21 protein-coding genes are annotated in these 25,198 nt (G+C 62.7%); 9 read left to right on the forward strand and 12 right to left on the reverse strand.

The features are described from left to right. Together KF691_15845 and KF691_15850 are read left to right on the forward strand one after the other, a co-directional pair. Complete coding sequence (locus KF691_15845; GenBank protein ID MBX3390922.1) at positions 1-294, forward strand: hypothetical protein; 294 nt, start codon at positions 1-3, stop codon at positions 292-294. A gap of 73 nt (positions 295-367) precedes the next feature. Next, positions 368-1,066, forward strand: coding sequence for a hypothetical protein (locus tag KF691_15850; GenBank protein MBX3390923.1), 699 nt, complete (start codon positions 368-370; stop codon positions 1,064-1,066). A 16-nt stretch (positions 1,067-1,082) separates the two neighbouring features. On the opposite strand, the gene KF691_15855 is transcribed toward KF691_15850, so the two are convergent. Continuing rightward, entirely contained in the window at positions 1,083-2,018 is a 936-nt protein-coding gene (locus KF691_15855) for a tetratricopeptide repeat protein (protein ID MBX3390924.1), read from the reverse strand. A gap of 252 nt (positions 2,019-2,270) precedes the next feature. Between KF691_15855 and KF691_15860 the strand changes: the two genes are divergently transcribed. Further along, entirely contained in the window at positions 2,271-3,713 is a 1,443-nt protein-coding gene (locus KF691_15860; GenBank protein MBX3390925.1) for an arylsulfatase, read from the forward strand. 59 nt (positions 3,714-3,772) lie between these two features. Further along, entirely contained in the window at positions 3,773-4,534 is a 762-nt protein-coding gene (locus tag KF691_15865) for a hypothetical protein (protein ID MBX3390926.1), read from the forward strand. On the opposite strand, the gene KF691_15870 is transcribed toward KF691_15865, so the two are convergent. The 9 genes from KF691_15870 to mqnB form a co-directional block, all read right to left on the reverse strand. Next, positions 4,527-5,045 (reverse strand): DinB family protein, encoded by a 519-nt coding sequence (locus KF691_15870; protein MBX3390927.1) that lies wholly within the window; start codon positions 5,043-5,045, stop codon positions 4,527-4,529. The genes KF691_15865 and KF691_15870 overlap by 8 nt on opposite strands. 20 nt (positions 5,046-5,065) lie before the next feature. Continuing rightward, positions 5,066-6,670, reverse strand: coding sequence for an MATE family efflux transporter (locus tag KF691_15875; GenBank protein ID MBX3390928.1), 1,605 nt, complete (start codon positions 6,668-6,670; stop codon positions 5,066-5,068). 30 nt (positions 6,671-6,700) lie between these two features. After that, a complete protein-coding gene (gene pdxA, locus KF691_15880) occupies positions 6,701-7,786 on the reverse strand; it encodes a 4-hydroxythreonine-4-phosphate dehydrogenase PdxA (protein ID MBX3390929.1) in 1,086 nt (361 codons plus the stop codon). A gap of 68 nt (positions 7,787-7,854) precedes the next feature. Then, a complete protein-coding gene (tadA, locus tag KF691_15885) occupies positions 7,855-9,957 on the reverse strand; it encodes a Flp pilus assembly complex ATPase component TadA (GenBank protein ID MBX3390930.1) in 2,103 nt (700 codons plus the stop codon). Positions 9,958-10,021: 64 nt separating this feature from the next. Beyond that, positions 10,022-10,714: a hypothetical protein gene (locus KF691_15890; protein MBX3390931.1), complete on the reverse strand. Its 693-nt coding sequence runs from the start codon at positions 10,712-10,714 to the stop codon at positions 10,022-10,024. After that, positions 10,711-11,256, reverse strand: coding sequence for a type 4a pilus biogenesis protein PilO (gene pilO / locus KF691_15895; protein ID MBX3390932.1), 546 nt, complete (start codon positions 11,254-11,256; stop codon positions 10,711-10,713). Before pilO ends, KF691_15890 begins: the two co-directional genes overlap by 4 nt. Before the next feature lie 23 nt (positions 11,257-11,279). After that, positions 11,280-12,071: a PilN domain-containing protein gene (locus tag KF691_15900; protein ID MBX3390933.1), complete on the reverse strand. Its 792-nt coding sequence runs from the start codon at positions 12,069-12,071 to the stop codon at positions 11,280-11,282. A gap of 19 nt (positions 12,072-12,090) precedes the next feature. Continuing rightward, entirely contained in the window at positions 12,091-13,218 is a 1,128-nt protein-coding gene (gene pilM, locus KF691_15905; GenBank protein ID MBX3390934.1) for a pilus assembly protein PilM, read from the reverse strand. A gap of 186 nt (positions 13,219-13,404) precedes the next feature. Further along, positions 13,405-14,073, reverse strand: a complete 669-nt coding sequence (gene mqnB / locus KF691_15910) for a futalosine hydrolase (GenBank protein ID MBX3390935.1) — start codon at positions 14,071-14,073, stop codon at positions 13,405-13,407. 233 nt (positions 14,074-14,306) lie between these two features. Here mqnB and KF691_15915 point away from each other — a divergent pair, with 233 nt between their 5' ends. Further along, positions 14,307-16,049 (forward strand): HlyD family efflux transporter periplasmic adaptor subunit, encoded by a 1,743-nt coding sequence (locus tag KF691_15915; GenBank protein MBX3390936.1) that lies wholly within the window; start codon positions 14,307-14,309, stop codon positions 16,047-16,049. A 16-nt stretch (positions 16,050-16,065) separates the two neighbouring features. Here the strand turns inward: KF691_15915 and KF691_15920 are convergent, their stop codons facing one another. After that, entirely contained in the window at positions 16,066-17,406 is a 1,341-nt protein-coding gene (locus KF691_15920) for an HD domain-containing protein (protein ID MBX3390937.1), read from the reverse strand. Between the two features lie 22 nt (positions 17,407-17,428). On the opposite strand from KF691_15920, the gene KF691_15925 reads away from it, so the two are divergent. Further along, entirely contained in the window at positions 17,429-18,667 is a 1,239-nt protein-coding gene (locus KF691_15925; GenBank protein MBX3390938.1) for an insulinase family protein, read from the forward strand. Positions 18,668-18,680: 13 nt separating this feature from the next. Here the strand turns inward: KF691_15925 and hscA are convergent, their stop codons facing one another. Continuing rightward, positions 18,681-20,576 carry a Fe-S protein assembly chaperone HscA gene (hscA, locus tag KF691_15930; GenBank protein ID MBX3390939.1) on the reverse strand — a complete coding sequence of 632 codons (1,896 nt, stop codon included), beginning with the start codon at positions 20,574-20,576 and terminating at the stop codon, positions 18,681-18,683. 147 nt (positions 20,577-20,723) lie between these two features. On the opposite strand from hscA, the gene KF691_15935 reads away from it, so the two are divergent. From KF691_15935 to pheT, 3 genes are all read left to right on the forward strand, one after another. Next, on the forward strand, positions 20,724-21,302 hold the full coding sequence (locus tag KF691_15935) for a hypothetical protein (protein ID MBX3390940.1): 579 nt from the start codon (positions 20,724-20,726) through the stop codon (positions 21,300-21,302). Between the two features lie 78 nt (positions 21,303-21,380). Further along, positions 21,381-23,012, forward strand: a complete 1,632-nt coding sequence (locus KF691_15940; GenBank protein MBX3390941.1) for a hypothetical protein — start codon at positions 21,381-21,383, stop codon at positions 23,010-23,012. Between the two features lie 77 nt (positions 23,013-23,089). Then, complete coding sequence (gene pheT / locus KF691_15945; GenBank protein MBX3390942.1) at positions 23,090-25,198, forward strand: phenylalanine--tRNA ligase subunit beta; 2,109 nt, start codon at positions 23,090-23,092, stop codon at positions 25,196-25,198.

Here is a 25,198-nt window from a genome sequence, read left to right on the forward strand (position 1 = left end):
GTGGATCCGGACGATGAAGTTTGCTTGTGCTTTCGCGTAAGCCTGCGGAAGATCCGCACGTTCCTGGCGGTCGAGAATCCGCCGGTTGCGTCGCTCATCAGCGAGTGTTTGAGTGCGGGGACAGGTTGCGGCTGGTGCGTGCCGTTTCTGAAGCATCTCCACGCGCAGCACGTTCAAGGGAAAACGCCGGACTTGAACGTATCGCCCGAGAAGTACGCGACGGCGCGACTCGGCTTCCACGAGACGCACGAGCGCGACCCTTCCGTAGTTGAGCAGGCGAAGCAATCCGGTTAGGCTGAGGCGCGGCGGGCGCAGACCCCACGTATTCGCGGCCCCACCGCTCCGCGCAAACAAGAAACAGTCGAACATGGCGATTTTCAGCGGGCAGGCAAAGCACAAGGCAACCTCAGCGCTCGTCGGTTTCATTGCCTTTGTGACATCGATGACGGTTCTGTGGCTGGCGGTTCCTCGTCCGGCATTTGAGCGCGTCGTTTGGGACGCAAAGGATGGAAGCCCGGTTCCAGACGGATTCTGCTTTGTGATGTTCCCGAGCACTTCGCATGTCGATCTCTTCGACGCACCCAACGGAAAGGGCGTGGCGGTACTCGACCGCGCCATCATCTGCACGCAACAGGAGCTGCTGGACAAGAATCCGATCCCGGTTCAAACCGCTGGGGGCGCGCGATACCTGCGGCCCGACGACGTAACCGCCGCGATACCCATGGAATCAATGGCGATGGTTGGTGCGCTCGAGTCCCGCTTCACCACGCAGGACCGAGCGCTGAAATTGAGCAGACTTCCGATCGGCGGCCCAACAGAGCGCTTTGCGCTTCGTGACTCAGATCTGAAGCACGCGCGTTCGATGGTCTACATGTGGGATGTCGTGAACGGCGCTCCGACCGCCCGCGAAATTCGGCGCTCGGACATCGGGACGGCGATCAATAGGGTTTTTTTCACAGCGGTCCTCGCGGTCGTTTCGATCCTGATCGGTGCGCTCGCGTCGAACCTGTACAACCGTCGCGCACGTCTCGCGCATGAAAAAGCCCCGGCGCTCGGGGCTGTGTGAACACGAAAAGGTTTGTTTACGAATCGAGCTTGCGGAGGCCGAGCCCGAACTCGGTGAGGCGATCGCGGATTTCGGTGAGCGAGGTCGCGCCGAAATTCTTGATGCCCATGAGTTCCGCTTCGGTGTGGCTCGCGAGATCGCCCAGCGTCTGGATATTGAGAAGCTGGAGGGCTTTACGGGCGCGGACGGACAGATTGAGATCCGTGACCGGCTTGCCGAGCGTCTGCTCCTGGCCCGTGCCCTTGTACTGATCCTGCAGAGCGCGCCGCGCGGCACGATGCGCATCTTCGAGGCCCTGGCCCAGGCGCAGGTTCTTCTGTACGAGCATGGCCTTGATTTCCTGCAGGCTGCTCTCGCCGAAGTTCTTGTAACTGAGCAATTCCGCCTCGGTGATCTTGAGCAGGTCGCCGAGCGAGCGGATGTTCATCTTCTTGAGGCAGGTGCGGGCGCGGACCGAGAGTTCGAAATCGGTCACCGGCGTGTCAAGAAGAGCACGACGCTTGAAGATGTCGCGATCGGCCTCGTCCTCGACGATGATCTCCTTGCTGCCCATCACGTCCTTCATGTACATGCGGGCGCGCGGATGATTCGGGTTGGTGTCGAGCACCTGGCGCAGGCAGCGCTCCGAACGCATGAGATCGCCCCGGTCTTCGTACATCACGGCGAGATTGATCAGTGCGTTGATGTGCGCGGGCTGACGGTTTGCGGCACGCTCGTAGAGCGAGAGCGCCTCGTCTTCTTCGCCGACGAGGTCGAGCTGGTACGCGAGATTGAACAGCACTTCGGCGTTGTTCGGATCGTTCGAGAGCGCTTTGCGCAGCTCCGCGATCGCCTCGGCGCGATTGCCCGATTGCGTTGCCTGCTTCGCGGCCTGAACGTGCTTGTCCGCCGCCGCGGCATCGCGCGTTGCGGTGCTGGAACCGATCACCATGTCCATTGGGTCGCTGCTCATGCGTGCTCCGAAAAAACGGGCCTCTGCCGCCGGACACTGTGCCGGCGGGTTGTTTGTCGAGGGGAGACTAGAAGCCTCGAGACAGAGGTCAACCGCAAAACCGAACGCGATCCTTACAGATCGCCGCTGTTCCGGAAGTTTTTTTCGAGCCGAGGCGTTGGATCCTCGACTCTGAAAGAAGGAAATCGAGTCCCCCACCCTCAATCCTTCTGATCGGTAGCACTTTTGCACGCCGTCACCGGGGATTTTCAGATGCGAATCTTGTTGGCCTTGGCACTCTTCGTCTCGCTGGTCTCGCATGTGCGCGGCGAACAGGCAAATCACGGGGTCCAGTCCGGCACCAAGCCCAACATCGTGTACATCGTGGCGGACGATCTCGGATGGAAAGATGTCGGGTTCAATGGCGCGACGGACATGAAGACTCCGAACCTCGATGCGCTCGCCGCGGGAGGGGCGCGGCTCGATCAGTTCTATGTGCAGCCGATGTGCACGCCGACTCGCGCGGCACTGATGACCGGGCGCTACCCGTTCCGATACGGGCTGCAGACCGCGGTTATTCCTTCCACTTCGACGTACGGCTTGAACCTCGACGAGTGGCTGTTGCCGCAGGCGCTCAAGGAAGCGGGCTACGACACGGCGATCATCGGCAAGTGGCATCTCGGCCACGCCGACAAGAAGTTCTGGCCGAAGCAGCGCGGGTTTGATTATCAGTACGGCGCGATGATCGGCGAGCTCGATTACTACACGCACGGCGACAAGGGTGTGCTCGACTGGTTCCGCGATAACGAACCCGTGCGCGAAGAGGGATACACGACCACGCTGCTCGGGGACGACGCGGTGCGGTACATCGAGCTTCACAACAAGTCGACTCCGTTTTTCATGTACCTCGCGTTCAACGCGCCCCACACGCCCTATCAGGCGCCGAAGGAATATGTTGATCGCTTCCCGAACATTCAGGACCCGACCCGCCGGACCTACGCGGGCATGGTCTCGTGCCTCGATGATCAGGTGGGCCGAGTTGTTGCGGCTCTCGACAAGGCGGGGATTCGTGACAACACCCTGATTGTTTTTCACAGCGACAACGGCGGCACGCGCAGCGCCATGTTCGCGGGCGTCATGGCGGACATGTCGAAGGTGACGATCCCGTGCGACAACGGGCCGTATCGCGAAGGAAAAGGAACTCTTTTCGAGGGCGGAACGCGGGTGTGCGCGCTGGCGAACTGGCCGGGCAAGATCGCGCCGGGCACACGGGAGGGACTGATCCACATTGTCGATATGTTCCCGACAGTGACGGGGCTCGCGGGCGCTCCGACCTCGAAGAGCAAGCCGCTCGACGGGATGGATGCCTGGGGAATGCTCGCGCAGGATTCGAATTCGACGCGAAACGAAATCGTCTACAACATCGAGCCGTTCCGTGCCGCGATCCGGGAGGGTGACTGGAAGTTGATCTGGCGGACGATGCTCCCCTCGTCGGTTGACTTGTACAACATCAAGGACGACCCATCGGAAGCGAAGAATCTCGCGTCGCAGTATCCCGAGAAGGTCGCGGGGATGCAGAAGCGCATCGAAGAGCTCGCGAAGCAGTGCGAGAAGCCGCTGTTCCTGATCGATCAGTTCAAGGTCGTGCAGCACGGAATGCACGGTCAACCGATTCTGCCGACCGATGACGAATACGCCGGCGTCGAAGGACCATAAGACAAGCAATCGAGCCTTGAAAAGGTTCGCGGCTCGTCGCGCAGAAAAGGAAGCATTCCATGGCGCTACGATTCCGCGGAGTCTGCATTCTCGTTCTGGCCGTTGGCGCTGGCGCGGCGCTGATGGGCGGCAACTCCGCAGAGCCGGGCGCGCCGGAATCCGGTCAGAGCGCGGCGACACAATCGCCGTGGTACGAGAACGAGATCCGTGCGTTCGAGGAGGCGGATCGCGCTTCGCCGCCCGCCCGGGGACAGGTGCTATTCACCGGGAGTTCGAGCATCCGGATGTGGATATCGCTCGCGGAGGACATGAAGCCGATGCCGGTGCTGAACCGGGGATTCGGCGGATCGCAGACGCGCGACGTGATCGAAGTGTTTGATCGCATCGTGCTCCCGTACAAGCCGAGCGCAATCGTTTACTACTGCGGCGACAACGACCTCGGAACCGACAATCACGACTTCGCCGGCGCGGCAAAGGGATTCATTGACTTCGACAAGAAAGCACGCGCGGTGTTCCCCGATGTGCGGGTGTTCTACATCGCGATCAAGCCGAGCCTGGCGCGCTGGAACAACTGGCCGGCGATGGAGCGAGCGAACTCGATCGTCAACGACTATTGCAACAAGACGCCCGGCGCGACCTTTCTCGACATCGCGACTCCGATGCTCGGCCCCGAAGGCAAACTCGATCCGACTCTGTTTCGCGAAGACGGGTTGCACATGACCGCGAAGGGATACGCGATCTGGACTGATGTTGTGCGTCCGGCTGTCATGAGCGCCTGGGAAGAGATCGAAGCGAAGAAATCGCCGAAACCGGTCAAGTGATTTCACGGCGTTCGTACATCAATTCGTTGTAGTCAATATCCTGCAGGGGCCGAGCGCCGAGCAGGCGCAGCATGACCATGAGTTGTGATCGGTGATGCACTTCGTGGAGCGCAAGCTGCGTCAGCACGTCGCCGGCAGTCGCGCCGATGTGCCAGCGCTTTCCGGCATCATCGGCGAACGAGTCGTACTCGATGCGGCGAGTCCAGTCACGCTCCGATCCGATCACGCCCCGCACTTCCCGCTGTTGCGCTTGCCAGTTCTTCTCCACGACTTCGAACGTAGCAGGATTCTCGTATTGGACAGGCCATTGCGAATACGGCGGCACCGGCAGCCCGCGGAAGCGCGCGAGGTAGTACCACTCGGAGATCATCATGTGCGTAATCGTCGCGCCGATGGTTTCGAGAGCGAAGTCGAACCTCTGTCCGTATTGCTCGAATGTTAACGGGCGCACCGCATCGAACATCTTTTCGCGCGAGCGAACAAGGTAGTCGTAGAGCTTGAGCGGATTCATGCGCACAGCATAAAGCGCTGTCACACAACGCCGTCGGCAACGGCTCCCGCCGTGACCTGCGGCTCGGGGGCCGGGTGCTGCTCGTCGTGCACGAGCCTGATCGACTTCCAGCGCCCGGCGAGGAAGCGCGTGAGAATGAAGATACTGAGCGTGATGATGTAGAGTGCCGCGGCGACCCAGGGGCCGATGGACTCGAACTGGGCGAAGTAACGCACGCTGACCCAGCCGCCGCCGACGATGACGATCCAGGAGCTGATGACGGTGACGACACCGACGAAGGTGGTATCGCCCGCGCCGCGCAGGGCGCCCGAGAGCGTCATGGCGATGGCATCAAAGATCTGGAAGAGCGCGCACAGAATCAAAAAGGCGGAGCCGAGACGCAGGACCTCCGCCGCGACCTCGGGCGAAGTCTCGGGGTCGATGAAGATGCCGACGAGCCAGTGCCGGAAAACGATGAAGCAAACGGCGCAGATGCCCATGTAGATCATGGCCAAGCCGAGCGCGAGCCACGCGCGCTGTGCCGCGAGATCGGGCCTGCCCATGCCCATGCACTTTCCGACGACGGCCGTGACAGCGACTGAAATTCCGACGGCGGGCATGAAGGAAAGGCTCATCCACTGGTGGGCGATGAATCCGGCGGTCGAATGCTGCGCGCCGAAGTGCCCGACGAAATAGACCATGAAGGCGCCCCAGCAGATCATCTCGTTGCCGAACATGAGGCCGGGCGCCCAGCCGATGCGGAAGAGGTCTTTCAAATGCGACAGCGACGGGCGCCAACCGGAGCGCGTCGCGAACCGGCGGTGGAACTGAGGCGAGAGAAACACAACCAGGAGCACGAGCAACTCGACCACCGTGCCGAGGACCGTGCCGACCGCGGCGCCGACGACGCCGAGCGCGGGGATGTGCAGCGCATCGGCGACGCCCGATGCCGCGGCAAACCAGCCGTGGATAATGGATTGAACGACGCCGGATTGAGTACCTTCGGCGGGCCCGTTCGGTCCGTAGATGAAGACCGAATTGAGAATGAAGTTGGAGATATTGCCGGCGACGCCGGCAATCAACATGATCGACGGCTTGTGCATGCCGTAGAAAAACTGGCCGATCGCCTGTCTCGCCATCGTAATGATCGAGCCGACCAGGAGAATCTGCGCACACGGAGCAGCCATCTCGTCGCGGCGAACCGCGTCGGCGAGCGCGTCCGGACTCAGGCTGCGATCGCGGATGAGGTCGAACATTGTGGGAATGAACGCGGCGTAGGGCAGAATGAGAACAATCCACGCGATGATCGAGAGCCAGACGCCGTTCCAGGCGTAGGCGGGCGCCCGCTCGGGCTTCCCCGCCCCAAAGTTCTGGCTGACGTAGGTGTTGACGACGGTGAGCGTGCCGAAGACGATCGACACGGCGATCCAGCTCGTGATTCCCCCGTTGCCTTGCGCGCCGACATAGACAGGATCGGGTCCGATCCGGCTGACCATCAGCTTGTCGACGAAAGTCATCAGCGTGTAGCTGGTCATCGTCGCGACCGTTGGTATCGCGATCGCGAGCAGCTCCATCAGCGGAGATCGCCCGGCCGGCTGAAGAGCGTCACCAGCCTTGGAAGAGGTTGAGTCGATGGCTTGCGACATGGGTGCGGGGCGGATGGTAGGAAAGGAGGCTCAGCGTGCCGCGAGCATCCGGAGCGCGAGCAGGATCGCACGACGCATGCTCCCCGGATCGGCGAGATTCTTACCGGCGATATCGAACGCGGTTCCGTGATCCGGGCTGGTTCGAATCACCGGAAGCCCCACGGTCATGTTGACAGCGCGGTCGCGTGCGAGCAATTTCACCGGGATCAGGCCCTGGTCGTGATACATCGCGACGACGAGGTCGAACTTTCCCTGGAGCGCCGCGATGAAGATCGTGTCGCCGGGGAAGGGCCCCGAGACATCGATCCCGTTGTTTCGTGCAATCTTGATGGCGGGCTCGATGATCCGCTGATCTTCGTCACCGAGTAGTCCGTCTTCTCCTGCGTGCGGGTTCAGACCGCAGACCGCGATGCGCGGGCGAGCGATGCCGAGCGTTTTGCAGGCACTCGATCCCAGATCGATCGTTTCGGAAACCCGCCCGATCGTGAGTACGTTTCGGACATCCATCAGCGGCACGTGTGCAGTGGCGAGGATGACGTTGAGGTCGTGGGGTTGGACGCATTGAAAAGCCGCCTCCCTTCCCCCAACCCCTTCCCTCAGGGAAGGGGCTTTGGAAGCATGAAACATCATGCCGAAGTACTTGACGCCGAAGCGCTGCGCGAGAAGTTCGGTGTGGCCTGGAAATTGGCCGTGGCCCGCCGCGGCCCAGGCGGCTTTGCTGATCGGACCGGTCACGATCGCGTCGGCGTGGAGCGCGTGAGACTGCGGCAACTTCGATTGCGCGATCGCGTCGTCCACGAATCGGAAGGAAAGCTCGCCGGACGATTTTGTCACTCGCGCCGCATGCGACGAACCGCCCGGCTCGTAGTCGAGAAGGACGACATCGTGAACGCCCGCGGTTTCCGCGGCGGGAGTATTTGCGTTGACGCGCCACCAGAATGGCTCGATGCCCGCTGAGTGTGCGGCGGCATCGAGCGGAGCCTGTGCGCCGAGGATCCGGAAGTGAGCCTGCTTTCTCAGCGCCGAGTCGGCGAGAGCCTTGACGATCACTTCGGGGCCGATGCCGCCGGGATCGCCGAGCGAGATTGCGACTTTGGGACGGGAAGCGCTGCTCACGGTCAACCGTAGACGGAGCGCGACCGGCGCGAGGAAACCTGCGTTCGCGGGTTTTCCGCGGCGAATCCTTAGGCGTTTGCCTCGGTCACGCGCAGGATTTCGGAGATCGTCGTCAGGCCTTGCGCGACTTTGCGGACGCCGTCCATGCGGAGCGTGACCATGCCGCGCTCGATGCACATGCGCCGGAATTCGGAGACGTTGGGGTTTCGGGCGATCACGTCGCGGAGTTGATCGTCCACCGTCAGGAGTTCGTAGATACCGACGCGGCCCGCGTAGCCGGTGTTGCGGCAGCGCTCGCACCCTTTGGCGGCCCAGAGCTTGTCCGTCGGCAATCCCTGCATCGACAGATACTCGATCATGTCGGCGCTCGGCGCTTCCTCAGCCTTGCAATGCGTACAGAGGCGCCGGATGAGCCGCTGCGCGAGCACGCCGTTGACGGCGGCACCGACGAGGAAGGGCTCGAGGCCGATGTTGACCAGGCGCGTGATCGAAGAGGGCGCGTCGTTGGTGTGGAGCGTGCTGAGCACCAGGTGGCCGGTGAGCGCCGCCTGCACCGCGATGTGCGCGGTTTCCATATCGCGGATTTCGCCCAGCATGATCACGTCGGGGTCCTGACGCAGGAGGCTCTTGAGCGCCGCGGCGAAGTTCATCCCGATCTTCTCGTGCATCTGCGTCTGCGTGATGCCATCGAGGTGATACTCGATCGGGTCTTCGACCGTCGAGATGTTCATGGTGTTCTTGTCGAGCTTGCGCAGCGACGAGTACAGAGTCGTGGTCTTACCCGAGCCGGTCGGACCCGTGACGAGCACGATGCCGTGCGGCGAATCGATGATCTTGCGCCAGACTTCAAGCGTGTCGGTGTGGAAGCCGAGATTGTCGAGCTCCACGTTGATGCTCTTGGTGTCCAAGATACGCATCACGGTTTTTTCGCCGTAACCGGTCGGCAGCGTCGAGACACGCAGGTCGAGCTTGCGGCCCTGCACGACGCAGCGGATACGCCCGTCCTGGGGAAGTCGCCGCTCGGAGATATCGAGGTTCGCCATGATCTTCAGGCGGCTGGTGATCGCGGCGGACATCGCGCCCGGCGGGTTCATCATCTCGAAGAGTTCGCCGTCGATCCGGAAGCGCACTCGGAGCTTCTTTTCCGCGGGTTCGACGTGGATGTCCGACGCGCCTTCCTTGACGGCGGTCTGAATGATGTAGTTGACGTAGCGGATGACCGGCGACTCGCCGGCCTCTTTCTCGAGGTTGACTTCGTTGCTCTCTTTTTTCTCGACCTGAACGTCGCCCTCGTTCACCTCGGCGAGCAGCTCGGAAACGTCGACCGCGGCTTCTTCCCTGCCTGCGCCGACGATTTCCATCGCGCCGCGCAGGTCGAAGCTCGTGATCATCACGACCTTGATGCCGGCGACGCGGAGCCTGCCCTTGATCTCGTCGAGGAGGAACACGTCGTCCGCGCGAGTCACGCCGAGCACGACGCGCCCTCCGTCCATCCGGAGCGGGAGCACACCGTTCTTCTTGCAGAAATCGGGGGTGAGCTGCTGCAGGAGCCGCCCATCGAATCCGCCGTCGAGCCCCTTGGAAAGGTCGATCCGCTCGAACGGGATGCCCGCGAGCTCGGCGACGGCGCGCTGGATGACGACTTCATCGATTCCCTGCTCGATCAGGATGTCGGCGAGGCGACGGCCGGGTGATTGCTTCAACACTCCCTGCGCGACCGTCATGCGATCGGGCGGGACAAGGCCCCGGCTGAGAAGGTATTCGGCGAGATCGGCCCCGCCCCGTGCCAGAGCACCCGAAGCCGCTTCCGGGCGGTAGAGGTCGGACATCGCGCTGCCCACGGACGAGCGCGGTGCCGCGGGCAGATTCTGTTTGACGGCCGGGTCGTGGCTGGGCACGATCGAAGTCTCGTCGGTGCCGTCTCGGGTCTTGGAGAGCTCTCCAAAGGCGCGCTGATTGGCGGGCACTGCAGGAATGGGACTGAGCGCCATCTCTTGAGCATCCGGCCCTGCGGCACGCACCGAAGCCGGCATCCCGCCGAGATCGTCAACACTCACTCGCTTCTGACCGGGCGGCGTGGCGGCGCACTCCGTGTTTCCGGAGGGAAGCGCCCTGGTGGGCTTTTCAATGCCCAGCTCGTTGAGGATGTCGTCGATGTTGTACTTGGCCACGCGCGGTTGATCTCTCTGTCTTTGCGCTCGCCGCGACCGGCGATTCGAAGACGACCTTGAACGGCTACTTTGCCCTGGGCGGACGGGACTTGGGATTGGATTCGTCGGCGAGTTCGAGGGTGAACTTCTTGCCGTCGGCCTCGAGCGTGACTGCGAGCGGCAAAATCTCCACGACCTTGAAACTCTCGCCCGCGAAATCACCGACGCGCACGAGTTCATCGTTGATGCGCGCGAGCGGGACCCGCCCCATCATGATGCTCCCGAGTTTGAGGGTGCCGAGCTCTTCGGTGAGTTTTCGCGTGCGCTCCTCGGCCTTTCGACGCGCGAGTTCGGCGCTGTCATCGCGTGGCGTCAGGTCGTTTCTGGCGTCGCCCGCCTCGGCTCCCATCAGCTTGAAAGGGTTCGTCTTCACCCCTTCCGTGCTTTGCTTGTTCATGGCGTTCAATTCGGCCATCACGCGCTGGAATCCCTCGGCGCGGCGGTGCTGCGACTCATCGCGCTTGTAGCTGAGGTCCGCGGTATTGAACTTCAAGCCCGACTGCATGCCGTAGCGTCGCATCCCGTAGATCAGCGCCACCGAGAGCGCGAGCGTGGAAAAGATGATGACGTGCTGCGTATGAAACCGCGAGCGCGGCGCGGCGGAAAGCCCGTGCGCATCGCCTATCGAAAGCCCCGCGGCGAACGCGCCGGGCATCGAATTGCCTTCTTCGGGGAGGACTTCTCCCGTCAGTCGCTTTTCTTTGTTGGCGGCGCTCATTGTGACTTTGCCCCTTCGTCAACGTAGTAGATGCTGAGTGTGAATGTGGCCTGCATATCGCCGTTCTTGTCGGTCGCGCGCTTGAGCTTGAAGTCCGGAATTTTGGTGATTCGCGGGAGCTGCTCGAGCTTGTGGACGAAATCGTGGAACGAACGGAAATTTCCCTGGAGTGCGAGCTCGAGCGGCTGCTCCATGTACATCGCCGCCTTCACCGCCTTCAGGCTCTTGACCGTCGGCGAAGTGAGGCCCTGCTGCGTCGCGAGTTCCGAGACCTGCCGGATGATCGCGTCGAGCTCCTTCTTGCTCGGCAGTTTCGCTTCGAACGCCTCGATGCTGGCGGCGATGTCCTTGTTTTCCTTTTCGAGGTCGGCGTTGCGGGAGGTTTCTTCGCGCAGTTTCGAGAGCCGATCGCGCTTCAGGTCCGCTTCGGCTTTGGCGAGCTCGATCTCCGCGTTCACCGGCCGAAAGACCAGCCAGTAGCTCGACAGAGGAACCGCGAGCAGGATGAGCATCAGCACCAGTTCGCGAAATCCGAATCGCATGATCATTCACTCCGCTTTCGGGTTCAGTCGTTGTGCTTCACGTCGGCACCGGCCGTCGCTTTTGCGGGCGCCTGCTTCTCCGCGCTCGCCACTGGCAAGCCGATCCGGGCGTCGGCATTCGAGTTGAGCCCGGCGGTGATCTGGAATTTGCGGAACGTCGTCTGGTCGATCTTCACCGTGTCGATGAAGGGCAGGTCGGGGCGATCGAGCAGATTGCAGTCGCCGAGCCTGGACAGGAAGTCCGTGACGTCGGTGTTGCGCTGCGCAAGGCCGTTGATCGTGAGCGTGTATTCGAACTTCGGAGCCCGAACGGGGTCCTTCTTCTCGTCCTTGGGGTCCTTGGTATCGGTGAGCGATTTGACCGCCGGCTTGGCGCCCGCTGCGGACTTGGGGAGTTCTTTCGGCGGTTCGATCCGCTTGCTCTTGAGTTCCAGCTCGGCGAAGGCGAGAGAATCGTCGGGGCAGCGGTTGACAATCTGCTCGAGGAGCACGCTTCGCGGGATCCGTTCCGTGAGCGCGGTCGTGATCTCGGCCTTGTCGAGCATCTGCGAGCGCTGCGATTCGAGGGCCTTGAGCTGCTCGATCTTCTTTGCTTCCTGCGCGTAGAGCTCGTTGATCTTGCTCTGCTCGGCGCGCACGGTCTCCCACCGGCGCGTGGTCACGAAGAACGCGGCGATCACTCCGACCATGACGATCGCGAAGAGCGAGAGCGCCATCGCGTTGGCGCGCGCCGAGCTCTGCCGCTCGACATAGTCCTCCGGGAGGAAGCTCGTTCCGGCCGGCGCCTCGTTGTTCTGTCGCAAGAACGGGTTCATGGTTTGGCCCTTTCAGGATCTAGAGGTCGGCGGGGCAGTGGCAAAGTCCGACGGCGACTCCGAAACCCGGCTGCGGCTGCTTGAGATCCACACCCTGGCTTGGTTCCGAACCCGTTCGCGCCACCTTGGCGAGCGGGTCCGCGAGTTTGGTGTTCATGCCCAGGCCCATCGCCATGGCACGGCTGAAAGCCTGCTGCCGGCTCTCGCCGCCGAGAAAAACAGCCTGATCCACTCGTTTACCGGGAAAGAGTCCGTCGTGATAGCGCAGCCCCATGCGGATTTCATCCGCCAGAATCTCGAGCGGCTCCCTTAGGTTGACTTCGTTTGATTGCTCATCGGAACCGGCGCCCTTGAGCAGGGCCATCCCTTCCGACGACTGCCCTTCCGGCATCATGCGATCGAGCGAAAGCCGGGTCCGACGCGCTTCGGTCATCGCGCACTTGAGCTGGCTCGCGACCGCCCGATCGAGCTGGCGCCCGCCGACCTCGATGATGCGCTCGAAGACGATCGTCTTTCCGTGTGCGATCATCGCCTTGGTCGTGTGCGCACCGAAATCGAGATAAAGGGCCACGCCGTCCTGCTCGCCGCCGCCCGCGATTTCGAACGCTTTCATGGCCGCGGCAAATTCGCTGTGCATGCCGACGGGTTCGAGCCCGCTCTTGCGCATCGCCTCCACCATGTGTCGAACGGCGGAACGCGCCGCGGCATTCACGATGACCTCGGCCTTGCCACCGGCGGCGCTCACTTCGCGATGGCGCAGCACCAGCGCGCCGGGATCGCAGCCGATCTGCTGTCCGACCGCGGCGCCGACGACCTGATGCATCGGGACTCCGTCGATGCGCTGTACCTGCAAGTGTTTGCAGAAGAGTTGCCAACTCGGGAGCGAACAGACCACCCGCTTGCCCCGGAAGCCGCCTTTCTTGATGAGCCGCGGCATTTGCGACAACTGAAAGTCGAGGCGCTTTGCGTGATCGTCGCCGATTTCGTCGGGCGTTTCGACCATCGCAGCGGCAATGAGCGTGGGAACCGGGCCGGGCTGGACCTGGATCAGTTTCAGCGAGTCGACGCCGAAATCGACGCCGATGGCAGGCGACAGCTGCTTCATGAGCCCGACGGAATTGAGTTTTCGTAGCAGTTCGAGCGACATGCGCCGCGATCCCTCCCGCGCCGACAAAGCGACGCAAGAGAATCGACGAGGAGCCGCTCGCGCTTGACGCCGGCGCGGATGGAGCGGGAATCGGTTTGGTTTTCGCCCCGACGCGATCGGCGCATTCGGAGCGATGCGAACAACCGGAGCCGCGACCGGGCGGGCCGATAACGCGGCGATCCGGGATCAGCTCTCTTGCCGGGCCAATCCTGCCGCGATCGCTTCCAGGCGGGCGAGCGCGCCCTTCAAATCCCAGCCTTGCGAATCGCGATGACCCGCCCGGTTGCTCACGACCCGCAATTCGGCGAAGGGAATTCCGCTGCGTTGCGCCGCGATTCCGATCGCCGCGCCCTCCATCGCTTCGGCAAGCCCATCGGGCGCGCAACGCCCGAAGATTTCCCGTGCGCGTTCGTCGTTTCCAGAACAAGTCGAGACGGTCGCGATCGCGCCAACACGATCCGCGAACGGGGTGAGTGAATGGTTGAAAGAATCCGAAGTTGAAATCGCGTCGCCGTCGATGGCGCTTGGAAATCCGGCCTTTGCCAGCGGCAACCAGAGGCCATCTGTCGCAATTCCTTCATCCGCGAGGACGCAGCGCGAGGCCAGAACGGATTCACGGATCTGTAGCGGCTGGGGGTGCGGAAGCGCGCCGCAAATCCCGAGATTCAAGACTCGCGACGGCGCATCCAAGGCGATCGCGCGTGCCGCGGCACCTGCGGCATTGGACTTGCCCACGCCGCACAACAACAACTCGAATCTCTCGTGAAGCCGCGATCGCTCCCAATGATCCGGGATCGGCGCTGCACAGCGGAATCCGGCGTGAATGGCGCGCGCTTCGACTGCCGCAGCCACCACGATCAAACACCGGTCATTGGAACATTCTGCGGGCCTCAAAATTACCGAACCTTTTGCGTTTCATGCGGCTACATAGTTGGGATTGGCGTCATTGTTCGCTATTCTTCGTCTAGAGCGCGGTACCCGCCGAATTCATCCGTCGGCAACCTCGAGCACGATAGCCGGTAGTTCCTGAGGCGATTCACCCGGATCTTGCCTCGACCGGTCCAGCCGCCCGATCAGGAGCCCCTTCTATGGTCAAATCAAAGCCAAAGAAAAGGGTCTTGGTGACGGGAGTGATCGTGGTGCTCGCGGCGGGGACGACTTGGGCAATCTTTGCGAATGGGCGTCTGACGGGCGAAGCCGCAAATCCCGGTGCTCTATCGACATCGGATACGGCCGAGATTTCGAAGATCAGCTTCGATATCACAACGCTCGCCACCGGGGAACTCGAGGCCAAGAAGCAGATCGAGATCCGATCACGGGTCGAGCAACAGGCCGTGATCCAGGAAATCATCCCGGAGGGGACGCGCGTCAAGGAAGGCGACGTGCTCGTGCGTCTTAACTCGGATCGGATTCTGACCGCGATCGATGAGCAGCTTCTCCAGATCGAGACCTCCAAAAGCGAGTTGGTCGCGGCGGAGAACGGGTACAACATCCAGGTCAATGAAAACGCCAACAACCTGCGCAACGCCGAGTTGAAGGTCACGCTCGCGAAGCTTTCGCTGGAGCAGTGGCTGGAGGGCGAGGTGAAGACCAAACGCGAGGGCAATCGGCTCGCGCTGTCGCAGTCCAAGCTGGAGCTTGATCGCCTCGCCGAAAAGCTGATCCGCTCGCAGAAGCTTCAGGAACAGGGATTCCTTTCCAAGGATGAACTGGATCGCGACGAGCTCGACTACATCAAGGCGCAGAGTGCGTGGATCAAATCGCAGCTCGACGACAAGGTGTACGAGGATTACCAGTTTCCCAAGGACCAGAAGCAGAAACAGGGCGATCTCGAGCAGGCCAACAGCGAGCTCGTCAAGGTCAAGATGAACGCCGAGATCGACCTTGCGAGCAAGGCGGCGCAGCGGAACAACAAGCGCACGCAACTGACGATCCGGGAAAACTCGCTCAACAAGTGGCGCCAGCAGCTCGAGGCGTGCACCGTCAAAGCGCCGTCCGGCGGGCTGGTCGTTTACGCGACGAGCATGAGCCGCAACCGGTGGAACAACGAGGGTCCGCTTCAGATCGGGAGGCAGGTCTATCCGAACGAGCTGCTCGTCGTCCTCCCGGACACAAGCGAGATGGTGGCATCCGTTCAGGTGCACGAGAGCCTGGCAGGCGATATCAAGCCGGGGATGCCCGCAACGGTCAAGGTTGACGCGGCGAACGGACGAATCTTCCAGGGCATGGTTGATTCGATCGGCGTGCTGGCGGAATCTGGCGGATGGCGCGATCCCGACCGCCGCGAATACACGGTCAAAATCAAGATCGAACGCGACGAGGATATTTCACTCCTCAAGCCGTCGATGCGCTGCGAGGCCCGGCTCACCATGGGCAGGGTGGAGGACTCGATCGGGATTCCGGTGCAGGGCGTCTTCACGAGCGGTCCCGTGCGATACGTGTACGCCAGCAAGGCGGGCCGATACGAACGTGTGCCCATCAAACTCGGAAAGCGCTCGGACACGTTCGCGCAGATCCTCGCGGGCATCGACGTCGGGCGCACAATCCTGCTCCGCGATCCGGCGCCGGCGGAGGTGCTTTCGGGCGCCTGGGAAAAGGCAAGCCTTGAACTCGCGGGCTATACGCTCGATGAAAAGGGCATCCCGGTTGTCAAAGACTCACCAGCTCCAAAGGCCGCGATCACGCAGAGCGGCAAGCCGGCGCCGAAGCCAATCGCCGACGGCTCCTCGCCCGGCAGCGCCGTCAAGCCCGCCGAAGCCTCCGTCGCTCTGAAATCATCGGAAGCCAAGCCCGAAAGCAAGCAGGCGGACGCGTCGGCTCCCGCGAAATAGGGCGCCAAAGACATTCCTAAGAAGCCTTGCGTTGTTTCAGCAGTTCGAGCGTGCGGTTCTCTTTTCCCATCGCGCCATGCAGCAGGTCGTACGCATGGGCGTTCATGGGAGCGAAATTGTCTTCCGCCACCGCGTGTCCTTCCGCCCGCACCACGGAGATGTCCGACCGCAACCTGAGATCGAACGCCTCGGGCTCGTCATCGCGGCCCGGCGGCACCAGCGTTTCGACGACCGGGCGGCACGGATTCTCGTGCGACCAATGCGTCACCACGCACTCGTGCCCGCTCGAGAGCGTCACGATCGTGCCGGGCGCGTATGCGGGGACGACATTGAAGAGCGCCTTGAGCACGACCGGATCGATCTTGTCCGCGATCGCGGGTTCCTGAATCAGCTTGAGCGCCCGGACCGTGGGGATCGCCGTCCCGTTCGCGCTGCCGGTCCGCTGGAGCCGTACGAAGCGGTCCGCCGCCGCGACGATCCGTGCGAAGACGTGGATCTCCTGACCCTTGGGAGGTTTCTCGTCTTCTTCCTTCCTCACCGGAAAGCCCGTTCCATCGAACGCCTGGTGATGATGCAACACCACCGCCGCGGCGGAAGGTTCGATCTGATCGCGGACCATTTCAAACCCGATCTGAACGTGCTCGCGGAACTCCGGGTCGGACTCATCACGCGTCGCTTCCCAGCGCTCCCGCACTGCCGGATCGAGCCGCACCATCCCGATGTCGTGCAGCATCGCTCCGACGCCGAGGTTCGAAACGTCCTTTGCGCTGTGCGCCGCCAGGCGGATGCGTTCCTGGATCAAATAGAAATCGAGCTTGATGCCCATGAGCACGCTGAGCATGCAGACGCTGCTCGCGTGGCGCAGCGCCGGGGATGCGCCATCTCCCAGTTCTCCGACGAACATCGCGGCCTTGGGACGCTCGCAGAATTTTTCCAGCAAGCCCGACACCGCCCGCCGGTACGCGGCGTAGTCGAGCCGGGCGTGTGCGTCACGCATGGCGCTGTCGAGCGCGGTCCGGATCTGTCCCGTCACCGCGGCGCACGCCTGCACGACACCGGCGGAGAAATACTCGCTCAGCCGATCGAGCCGCGGATATTTCACCCAGACTTCGTGAAGCCCGATTTCCCGCATTTTCGCGATCGTGTGCGGATCGAGCACGGCCCCGGGGCGCAGCAACACAACCTCGGGGCGGCGCGGATGGAGCACCGGCATCGCCACGATCATGCCGTCCCGGGCCTGGTAGATCGTCACTCTGAGCATGAAAACACCCCCACCCCCATCGGCCCGATCGGATGCCCGGTCCAGCAGCGCCGGGAGCTGCGCTGCGCGATTGCGCCGGCCGATTCCGATAAGCAAGAGTTTCCTACACTCGACACCGATGTCGATCCACGTTTCCACATTGCGGTGCGGTATGACCTTGCTCGTCGAACCGAACCCCGCCGTTCGCTCTCTCTCGCTTTCATGGCTCCTGCCCGGCGGATTCGCGGAAGACCCCTCGGCGCGCATGGGACGTGCCGCGATGTGGGCCGAAATGCTGATGCGCGGCACGCAGGCGCTCGATTCCAGGTCTCACGCGGATGCGGTGGACCGGCTTGGCGCTTCGAGGAACGTGGATAACGGGTCGTACTTCCTTCGCCTGAGCTCGATCCTGCTGGGAGAGCGCCTGCACGCCACACTGCCGCTGCTGACCGACATGGTTCTGCGTCCCAGGTTCGATCAGAACGCCGTGGAGCCCGCACGCGACCTGGCACTCCAGGCGATCGCGGCGCTCGCGGACGATCCGCAGCAGCGGGCCGTGCTCGCGGCCCGCGAGCGACACTATCGCTCACCGTTGAATCGTTCGGGGCTCGGAACCGAATCCGGCCTGACTTCGATTACACACGATGAACTCGCGAAGGGATGGATCGAGGCGCAGAGCCCGGCGCGCTCGATCTTTTGCGCGGCCGGCGCGGTCGATCCGGCCGAACTCGCTCAGCAACTCGATGAGTTGCTTGGCGACTGGAGCGGCACGAGCCCCGAACCCGTCGTCGACGGAGTTCCGGTTCGCGGTTACGGCCACGAGATCGACGCCACGAACCAGATGCAGATCGTGCTCGTTTACGACGCGCCGACCGAATCCTCCTCCGATTCGCTGCTCGAGAAGATCGTGGTCAACGTTCTCTCCGGCGGCATGTCGGGGCGGCTCTTCACCGAAGTGCGCGAGAAACGCGGGCTCTGCTACAGCGTCAGCGCCGGGTACAGAGGCGACCGAGACACGGGAGGCGTCGTCGCGTACGTCGGAAGCAAGCCGGAACGCGCCCAGGAAAGCCTCGATGTGCTGATCGCCGAACTCCGAAAGATCCTGACGAAAGAGGGCGCCGTCACCGCCGACGAGTTTGAACGCGCGCGGACGGGAATGAAGAGCCGGCTCGTGTTTGCGGGTGAATCCTCCGCCGCACGTGCAGCCGCGATCGGCTCCGACTACTTCCGCCTCGGGCGCTGCCGCACGCTCGCGGAACTCTCTCGCGAGGTTGATGCCGTGACGCTCGAACAGGTCAACGAGTATCTCTCGAGGCGCCAACTCGGGCCGATGACGATCCAGACCGTTGGTCCCGCGCCGCTGCAACCTCAATTCTGACCGGTCACCCGCATCAAATCTTGCGGCCTTCTGCCTTGAGTGACATCGCGATACCCACTTCCTGGAGCCGCATGCTGGCCCGATCGAGCGCTTCCTTGGCGCGATGGAACTCGTCGGCGTTCACCGAATCCCACTGTGCTTCCGCGCTCTGCACAAAGTCGCGAAGAGCCTCCATGCGGCGCTGCAATTCGACACGGTTCTCTGGTTCGAGTATGTCTTTAAACCGCTCGAACCGTTCTCCGATCCACTTCAGATCCAACTTTGAGTTGGCGATGAGATCGACGATGCGGTGTCGCTGCATGTCCTCGCGAGCGTGGGCGTAGCTCTCCAGTTCCATTCGGTCGACCTCTTCGCGCGTCAGCCCGTGATTCGGGATGACCTGGAGCGCCGCTCTCTTCCCGCTTCGGCGCTCGTGCGCCGAAACATTCAGCACGCCGCTCGAATCGACCAGAAATCGAACTTCGAGCTGCGGAATTCCGGCGGGCATCGGCGGGATGCCGCGGACGTGAAATTCGCCGAGCTTGCGGCAGTCCGCCGCCATTTCTCGCTCACCCTGAAAAACCGAAAGCCGGATCGAGGTCTGGTTGTCCACGCTCGTCGAGAAAAACTCGCTCGCTTTCGCCGGGACGGTGCTGTTTCGAACGATGAGCTTCGCGACCGCGCCCCCCACTGTCTCGATCCCGAGCGAAAGAGGAATGACGTCAAGCAGGAGCGCACCCTTGGTGCGGCCGGTCAGGATCGAGGCCTGCACCGCGGCTCCGAGCGCGACAACCTGATCCGGATCGACCGCGATGTACGGCTCGAGATGAAAAAACTCGCCGATTCGCCTTCGAACCAGCGGCGTCCGCGTCATGCCGCCGACCATGATCACACGCTCGATGGCGGGAGGCGACTCCGATTTCAGCGTTCGTGCCGCGTCGGCGATCGCTCGCCGGCAGTGCTCGATCGTGCGATCGACGAGCGGCGAGATGAGCTTCTCGTACTGCTCACGTGTCACCAGCCGACTGAGCGTGCGCCCCGCGATCGCGAATTCAGAGTTGACGGCTTCATGCTCGCTCAGCCGAATCTTCAGCGACTCGGCCTCGTTCTTCAGGATCCGGCGATCGGCGGGAAATAGCCCCGCGGGATCGCCTCCGAGCAGGAATGTCATCAGCGCGTGGTCGGCGTCGTCACCTCCCAAGTGCGTGTCACCTGCCGTCGCCAAAACCTCGAAGAAGCTCGTCTCTCCCTGGTTGCGCGCGGGAGTGATGCGCAGGATCGACACATCAAAAGTGCCGCCGCCCAGGTCGTAAACAGCGATGATCCGCTCGCCGGATGATTCCTCGGAAGTACCCGCGCCAAGCCCGTACGCCAAGGCCGCGGCAGTGGGCTCGTTCACAATCCGGATCACATCGAGTCCGGCCAGCCGGCCCGCGTCTTTGGTCGCCTGGCGCTGCGCATCATCGAAGTACGCCGGGACGGTTATGACCGCCCGTGAAGCCTCAACGCCCAGCGCTTTGCTCGCACGCTGTCTCAATTCCCGCAGAATCACCGCCGCAATCTCTTGCGGGGTGTGGACCTCTTCTCGGTCTCCCCGCGAAACCTGAATCCGCGCGGTATCGTTCTCGCCCGCAACGATTCTGAACGGCACAAACGCCTCGGACTTCCGCGCATCGGAGGCCGATCGACCCATGAGCCGCTTTGCGCTCGAGACCGTCGCAGCCGGGAACTCGTGCGCGTACAGCTTCGCCTCATGTCCCACCACAACCCCGCCGTCGTCGTTGTACCGCACCACGCTTGGGAGGAGCGCCCGCCCCGCCTCGTCCTCGATCACGCGCGGACCACGCTCATCGCACACCGCAACCAGGCTGTTGGTCGTACCCAGGTCGATTCCGACGGCGATCGGAGTTGCGGGTTTGGTGGCCTCCACCGTGAACGATAGTGGATACTTGCGCGCGCCGCCTGTCAATTCCCGCGCCCCAAGGCATCTATGAAACCGCGATCGCGGTATTCGGAATGATGGGGCGAGGATGGGACGCCGGTCGCTTACGATTGCGCGTTGAAAGGGGGATTCCGGGTGCTCGAACTTTTCTTCGGCGACAACGCGGGTTACTTCGCTCTGCCAGCGGCATTGGGCACGGCGTTCTTCGTTTTCCGTCTCGCGTTCCTGCTGCTTGGGCACTCTCACGGCCTCGACATCGAAACTGATGCCGATGTCGATGGATCGCACACCGACCCGGGCGAGGCGTTCAAGCTCCTCAGCCTGCAGAGCATCTCCACTTTTTCAATGGGATTCGGCTGGGGCGGTCTCGGCGCTTATCGCGGCGCTGTTTGGCCCTGGCAAACAAGTCTGCTCGTCGCCATCCTCTGCGGGATGGGAATGGTCTGGCTGCTCGCGCTCATGCTGAAGGCAATTTTCGACATGCAGCAAAGCGGCAATATCTCGCTCGACTCCGCAATCGGAAACGAGGGCGAGGTCTATGTCAACATCCCCGCATTGGGCGAAGGCTCGGGGCAGGTTCGGATGGTGCTGCGCGATCGAATGCGGATCGTCAACGCCAAATCGGAGGGCGATGCGATCGCGTCGAGCCGGCGTGTGCGTGTAGTACGAGTGAATCAGGACAATACCGTGGGCGTCGTCGCGGTCGAAGCGTGATTGCGCTTGCGCAAACGGTTTGATTGGAAAAACGGCCGGGCCAGCCGGAATGGTCATAGAAACGAGTGCGAGGGAACCATGAATCAGATTCTCAGCCTTGGACAAAGCAGCTCGAATAACTCGGCGCAGCCGCTGATGTGGCTCGGTCTCATAGGCGGGGTGCTGCTCCTCTTCCTGTTCTTCGTGATCTTCGTCGTCAAGCAGTACAAGCGCTGCCCGTCGAATCGGATCCTCGTCATCTTCGGTCGCGTCGGCGGGAACAAAGCGAGCAAATGCCTGCACGGCGGCGGCGCGTTCGTCATCCCGCTAGTTCAGGACTATTCCTACCTCTCGCTCGAGCCAATCGTCATCGACATTCCACTCGAGGGCGCGCTCTCCCAGAACAACATCCGCGTCAACGTACCCGCCACGTTCACGGTCGGCATTTCGACCGACCCCGTCATCATGAACAACGCCGCGGAACGTCTGCTGAATCTCGACGTTCAGCAGGTGCGCGAGCAATGCCAGGACATCATCCTCGGTCAATTGCGCCTCGTGATCGCGACGCTCTCGATCGAAGAGATCAACCGCGACCGCGAAAAATTCATGACGCTCATCAACGAGAACGTCGGGACGGAAATCAATAAGGTCGGTCTCGAACTGATCAACGTCAACATCCGCGATATCACCGACGAGTCGGGCTACATCCAGGCGATCGGCAAGCGTGCCGCGGCGGAAGCGATCAACCGCGCCAAGGTCGAGGTCGCCCAGCAGGAACGCGACGGCGCCATCGGTGAAGCGCTCGCCATCCGCGAACGCAACGTGCAGGTCGCGAACGAAAGCGCAATCGCCGCCAAAGGACAAAAAGACGCCGAGCAGACCAAGCGCGTTGCCGTTGCGGCGCTCGAAGCGCAGGCCATCGCCGGCGAAGCGCAATCCAACCGCGACATGGAAGTTTCTCGTGCGCAGCGCGAGGCCGAATCGATGGCGGCCAAAAAGAAAGCCGAGCAGGAGCAGCGCATCGCAGTCGCCCAGGCGGAGTCGGCGGCGACGACGGGCGAAAACTCCGCCCGCGCCACGATGGCCGAGAGCAATGCCAAGCTCGCCGAAGTCCAGGCCGAGTCGCGCAAACGCTCCGAAGTCGCCTCGGCCAAAGCGCAGGAAGCCATTCTCATCGCGCAGCGCGAGCAGGAACTCGCACGCCTGAGCAAAGAAACGCTCGCATCGCAGGAAATCGAGCGCAAGCGCATCGAGATCGCGGCGGGCGCCGAGGCCGAACGCCAGCGCATCGAAGCACAGGGCGCCGCCGACGCAATTCTCGCCAAGTACGAGGCCGAAGCGACCGGTACGCAGAAGGTGCTCGAAGCCAAGGCCGAGGGCTATCGCAAGCTGATCGAAGCCTGCGGCAGCAACCCGCAGGTCGGACCGACGCTGCTTCTCATCGAGCAGTTGCCCAAGCTCGTCGCCGAACAGGTAAAGGCCGTGCAGAATCTCAAGATCGACAAGGTCACGGTCTGGGACAGCGGCATGTCCGCCAACGGAACCGGCCGCAACACCACCGCCGACTGGGTCTCGGGCATGGTCGGCGCGCTGCCGAAGCTGCACGAACTCGCGAATCAGGCGGGAATTGAATTGCCTCCGGCGCTTGGACGAGTTTCTTCCGGAAACGGCACCGATTCGCATGCGAATGGCGACATTGTCCCCGATGCGCCCTTGAAGCCCCGAAAGTAGCCAGTTCCACGACTCTCGATTGTGCCACTTGATGAGGCGGGTCGCCGAGACCCGCCTCTTTCCTATTCTTCCGCCCCATGCACATTGCCGCCAACTGGCTGAATTCCTACCTCGAACCGGGCAACCTGACCCCCGGCGAGATCGAGCACGCCCTTATCGATGCCGGCTTCGAGATCGAGTCCCGCGAAGATCTCGGAGGCGACACCCGCTTCGATGTCGCCATCACCTCCAACCGTGGTGATGCGCTCAGCCTCGTCGGTCTCGCCCGCGAAGCCGCGGCAAAGACCGGCCGCAAGTTCAAGTCCCCCGGCACCGGCGGCAAGGAAAAGCCCGAGCCCGCTCCAGCCAATGAAGATGTCGCCTCCGCGGTCAAACTCGAAAACCGCGCGCCCCAGGCGTGCCCGATGTTCACGCTGTGCGTGATCCGGGGCGTCAGAGTCGGCCCGAGCCCCGCGTGGCTGGTGAAGGCACTTGAATCGGTCGGCCAGCGCTCGATCAACAACGTGGTCGATGTCACGAACTTCATCAATTTCGAACTGGGCAATCCCTGCCACGTTTTCGATCTCAAGAAACTCGCGGGCCCCGCGATCGTCGTCCGCGAGGCGACCGAAGGAGAAAAACTTCTCACGCTCGACGGCAAGCAGCGGGTCCTGAAAGCCGGCGAGATCGTCGTCGCCGACGCGCAGCGCGCACAGGGTTTGGCCGGTGTGATGGGTGGCGGTGATTCCGAAGTCACGAACACCACGACTGATATCGCGCTCGAAATGGCCACGTGGGACCCGACGCGCGTGCGTGCCGCCGCACGCCGTCTCCAACTCCGCACCGACGCGAGCCATCGGTATGAGCGGATTGTCGATTCGCGCACTCTGGAGTCCGCATCGCGCCGCGCCGCCAGCCTCATCGTCGAGGTTGCGGGCGGGCAGTTGCTTAAGGGTGTGCTGAGCGCGGGTGCGCCCGCGCTGCCGCGAACTGTTGTCGAACTCCGTCCCGATCGCTGCGCGAAAATCCTCGGCATTTCTGTACCAGCCGAGAAAATCGCCGCGATTCTCAAGGCGCTTGAAATCGGCGTCGAGACGCAGGGCGAGGTACTCCGCTGCACGATTCCCGTCTTCCGCCCCGATCTCACCCGCGAGATCGACCTGATCGAAGAGATCGCCCGCCAGAACGGGCTCGATCAGATTCCGCTCGCGCCGCGCCTCGGCGTTTCCGTGAAGCGCCCGCAGGAACGGGTGCGAGCCCGGCGCGAACTCGGCTCCGTGCTCGGCGGTTTGGGGTTCTTTGAGACCGTGACGTTTTCGTTCACCCGCCCCGAGCGTGCCGCGGCATTCGTGCCGTCCGGGCTTTCTCCAATCGGTGTCGATGACGATCGAAGGGGTGAGGAACCCACGCTCCGGCCCAGCGTGCTCACCGGTTTGCTCGCCTGCCGCAAGGCGAATCTCGATGGCCAGGTTGCAAACCCGGGTGGCATTCGACTCTATGAAATCGCTTCGGTCTTCGCAAGGGATGCCAAGGGTGCGCAGGTCGAACACCGGAGCCTGGGTCTGTTGATGGATGTCGCGGTGGCCGGCAAGTCGGTGACCCTGAATGAAACGCAGGATGGTGTTCGAGCGCTCCGCGGGGTGATCGAAACGATCGTCTCGTCACTCGGCGGCGCCAAAGCGCTCGCTCAGTTGACAATCGAAGCCACGGAACCCGTTTCCGCTGCGTTCGGCGCGGGGGCGTTCGCCCTCGTCAAACTCGGCAATGCGCCGATCGGACACCTCGGCGTCCTTGCGCCGTCGGCAACGGCACTCTTCGGCTTGGATCTTCCGCTTGTCGGAGGCGAGATGCTTGTAGACCGACTGTTGAACACTTTTCCGCCGAAGGGTGCGATTGAAGCACTCCCGTCCTTTCCTTCGGTCGAGCGCGATCTCTCGCCGGTTGTCGCCGAGGCGGTCACGTGGGCGAATGTCTCCTCGATCGTGCAGCGCGTCGGCTCTTCCGAAGCCGGCAAGCGGATCGAATCGTTCCGTTTCATCGGAACCTACCGGGGCAAGCAGCTCGGCGAGGGCAAGAAAAGCGTGACGCTCCGCGTCGTTTTCCGCGATCCCTCCAAGACCCTGCGCCACGAAGAAGTGGACCCCGAAGTCGGCGTGCTCATGGATCAGATGAAGAGCGAATTGCACGCCGAATTCCGAGGCGCGTAG

The organism is Phycisphaeraceae bacterium (assembly GCA_019636555.1).
GTDB lineage: Bacteria > Planctomycetota > Phycisphaerae > Phycisphaerales > UBA1924 > JAFEBO01.

Coding starts and splice junctions, on each gene's coding strand:
- KF691_15850 (MBX3390923.1), top strand. CDS start 368: ATGGCGATTTTCAGCGGGCAGGCAAAGCACAAGGCAACCTCAGCGCTC.
- KF691_15855 (MBX3390924.1), bottom strand. CDS start 2,018: ATGAGCAGCGACCCAATGGACATGGTGATCGGTTCCAGCACCGCAACG.
- KF691_15860 (MBX3390925.1), top strand. CDS start 2,271: ATGCGAATCTTGTTGGCCTTGGCACTCTTCGTCTCGCTGGTCTCGCAT.
- KF691_15865 (MBX3390926.1), top strand. CDS start 3,773: ATGGCGCTACGATTCCGCGGAGTCTGCATTCTCGTTCTGGCCGTTGGC.
- KF691_15870 (MBX3390927.1), bottom strand. CDS start 5,045: ATGAATCCGCTCAAGCTCTACGACTACCTTGTTCGCTCGCGCGAAAAG.
- KF691_15875 (MBX3390928.1), bottom strand. CDS start 6,670: ATGTCGCAAGCCATCGACTCAACCTCTTCCAAGGCTGGTGACGCTCTT.
- KF691_15890 (MBX3390931.1), bottom strand. CDS start 10,714: ATGAGCGCCGCCAACAAAGAAAAGCGACTGACGGGAGAAGTCCTCCCC.
- pilO (MBX3390932.1), bottom strand. CDS start 11,256: ATGCGATTCGGATTTCGCGAACTGGTGCTGATGCTCATCCTGCTCGCG.
- KF691_15900 (MBX3390933.1), bottom strand. CDS start 12,071: ATGAACCCGTTCTTGCGACAGAACAACGAGGCGCCGGCCGGAACGAGC.
- pilM (MBX3390934.1), bottom strand. CDS start 13,218: ATGTCGCTCGAACTGCTACGAAAACTCAATTCCGTCGGGCTCATGAAG.
- KF691_15915 (MBX3390936.1), top strand. CDS start 14,307: ATGGTCAAATCAAAGCCAAAGAAAAGGGTCTTGGTGACGGGAGTGATC.
- KF691_15925 (MBX3390938.1), top strand. CDS start 17,429: ATGTCGATCCACGTTTCCACATTGCGGTGCGGTATGACCTTGCTCGTC.
- KF691_15940 (MBX3390941.1), top strand. CDS start 21,381: ATGAATCAGATTCTCAGCCTTGGACAAAGCAGCTCGAATAACTCGGCG.
- pheT (MBX3390942.1), top strand. CDS start 23,090: ATGCACATTGCCGCCAACTGGCTGAATTCCTACCTCGAACCGGGCAAC.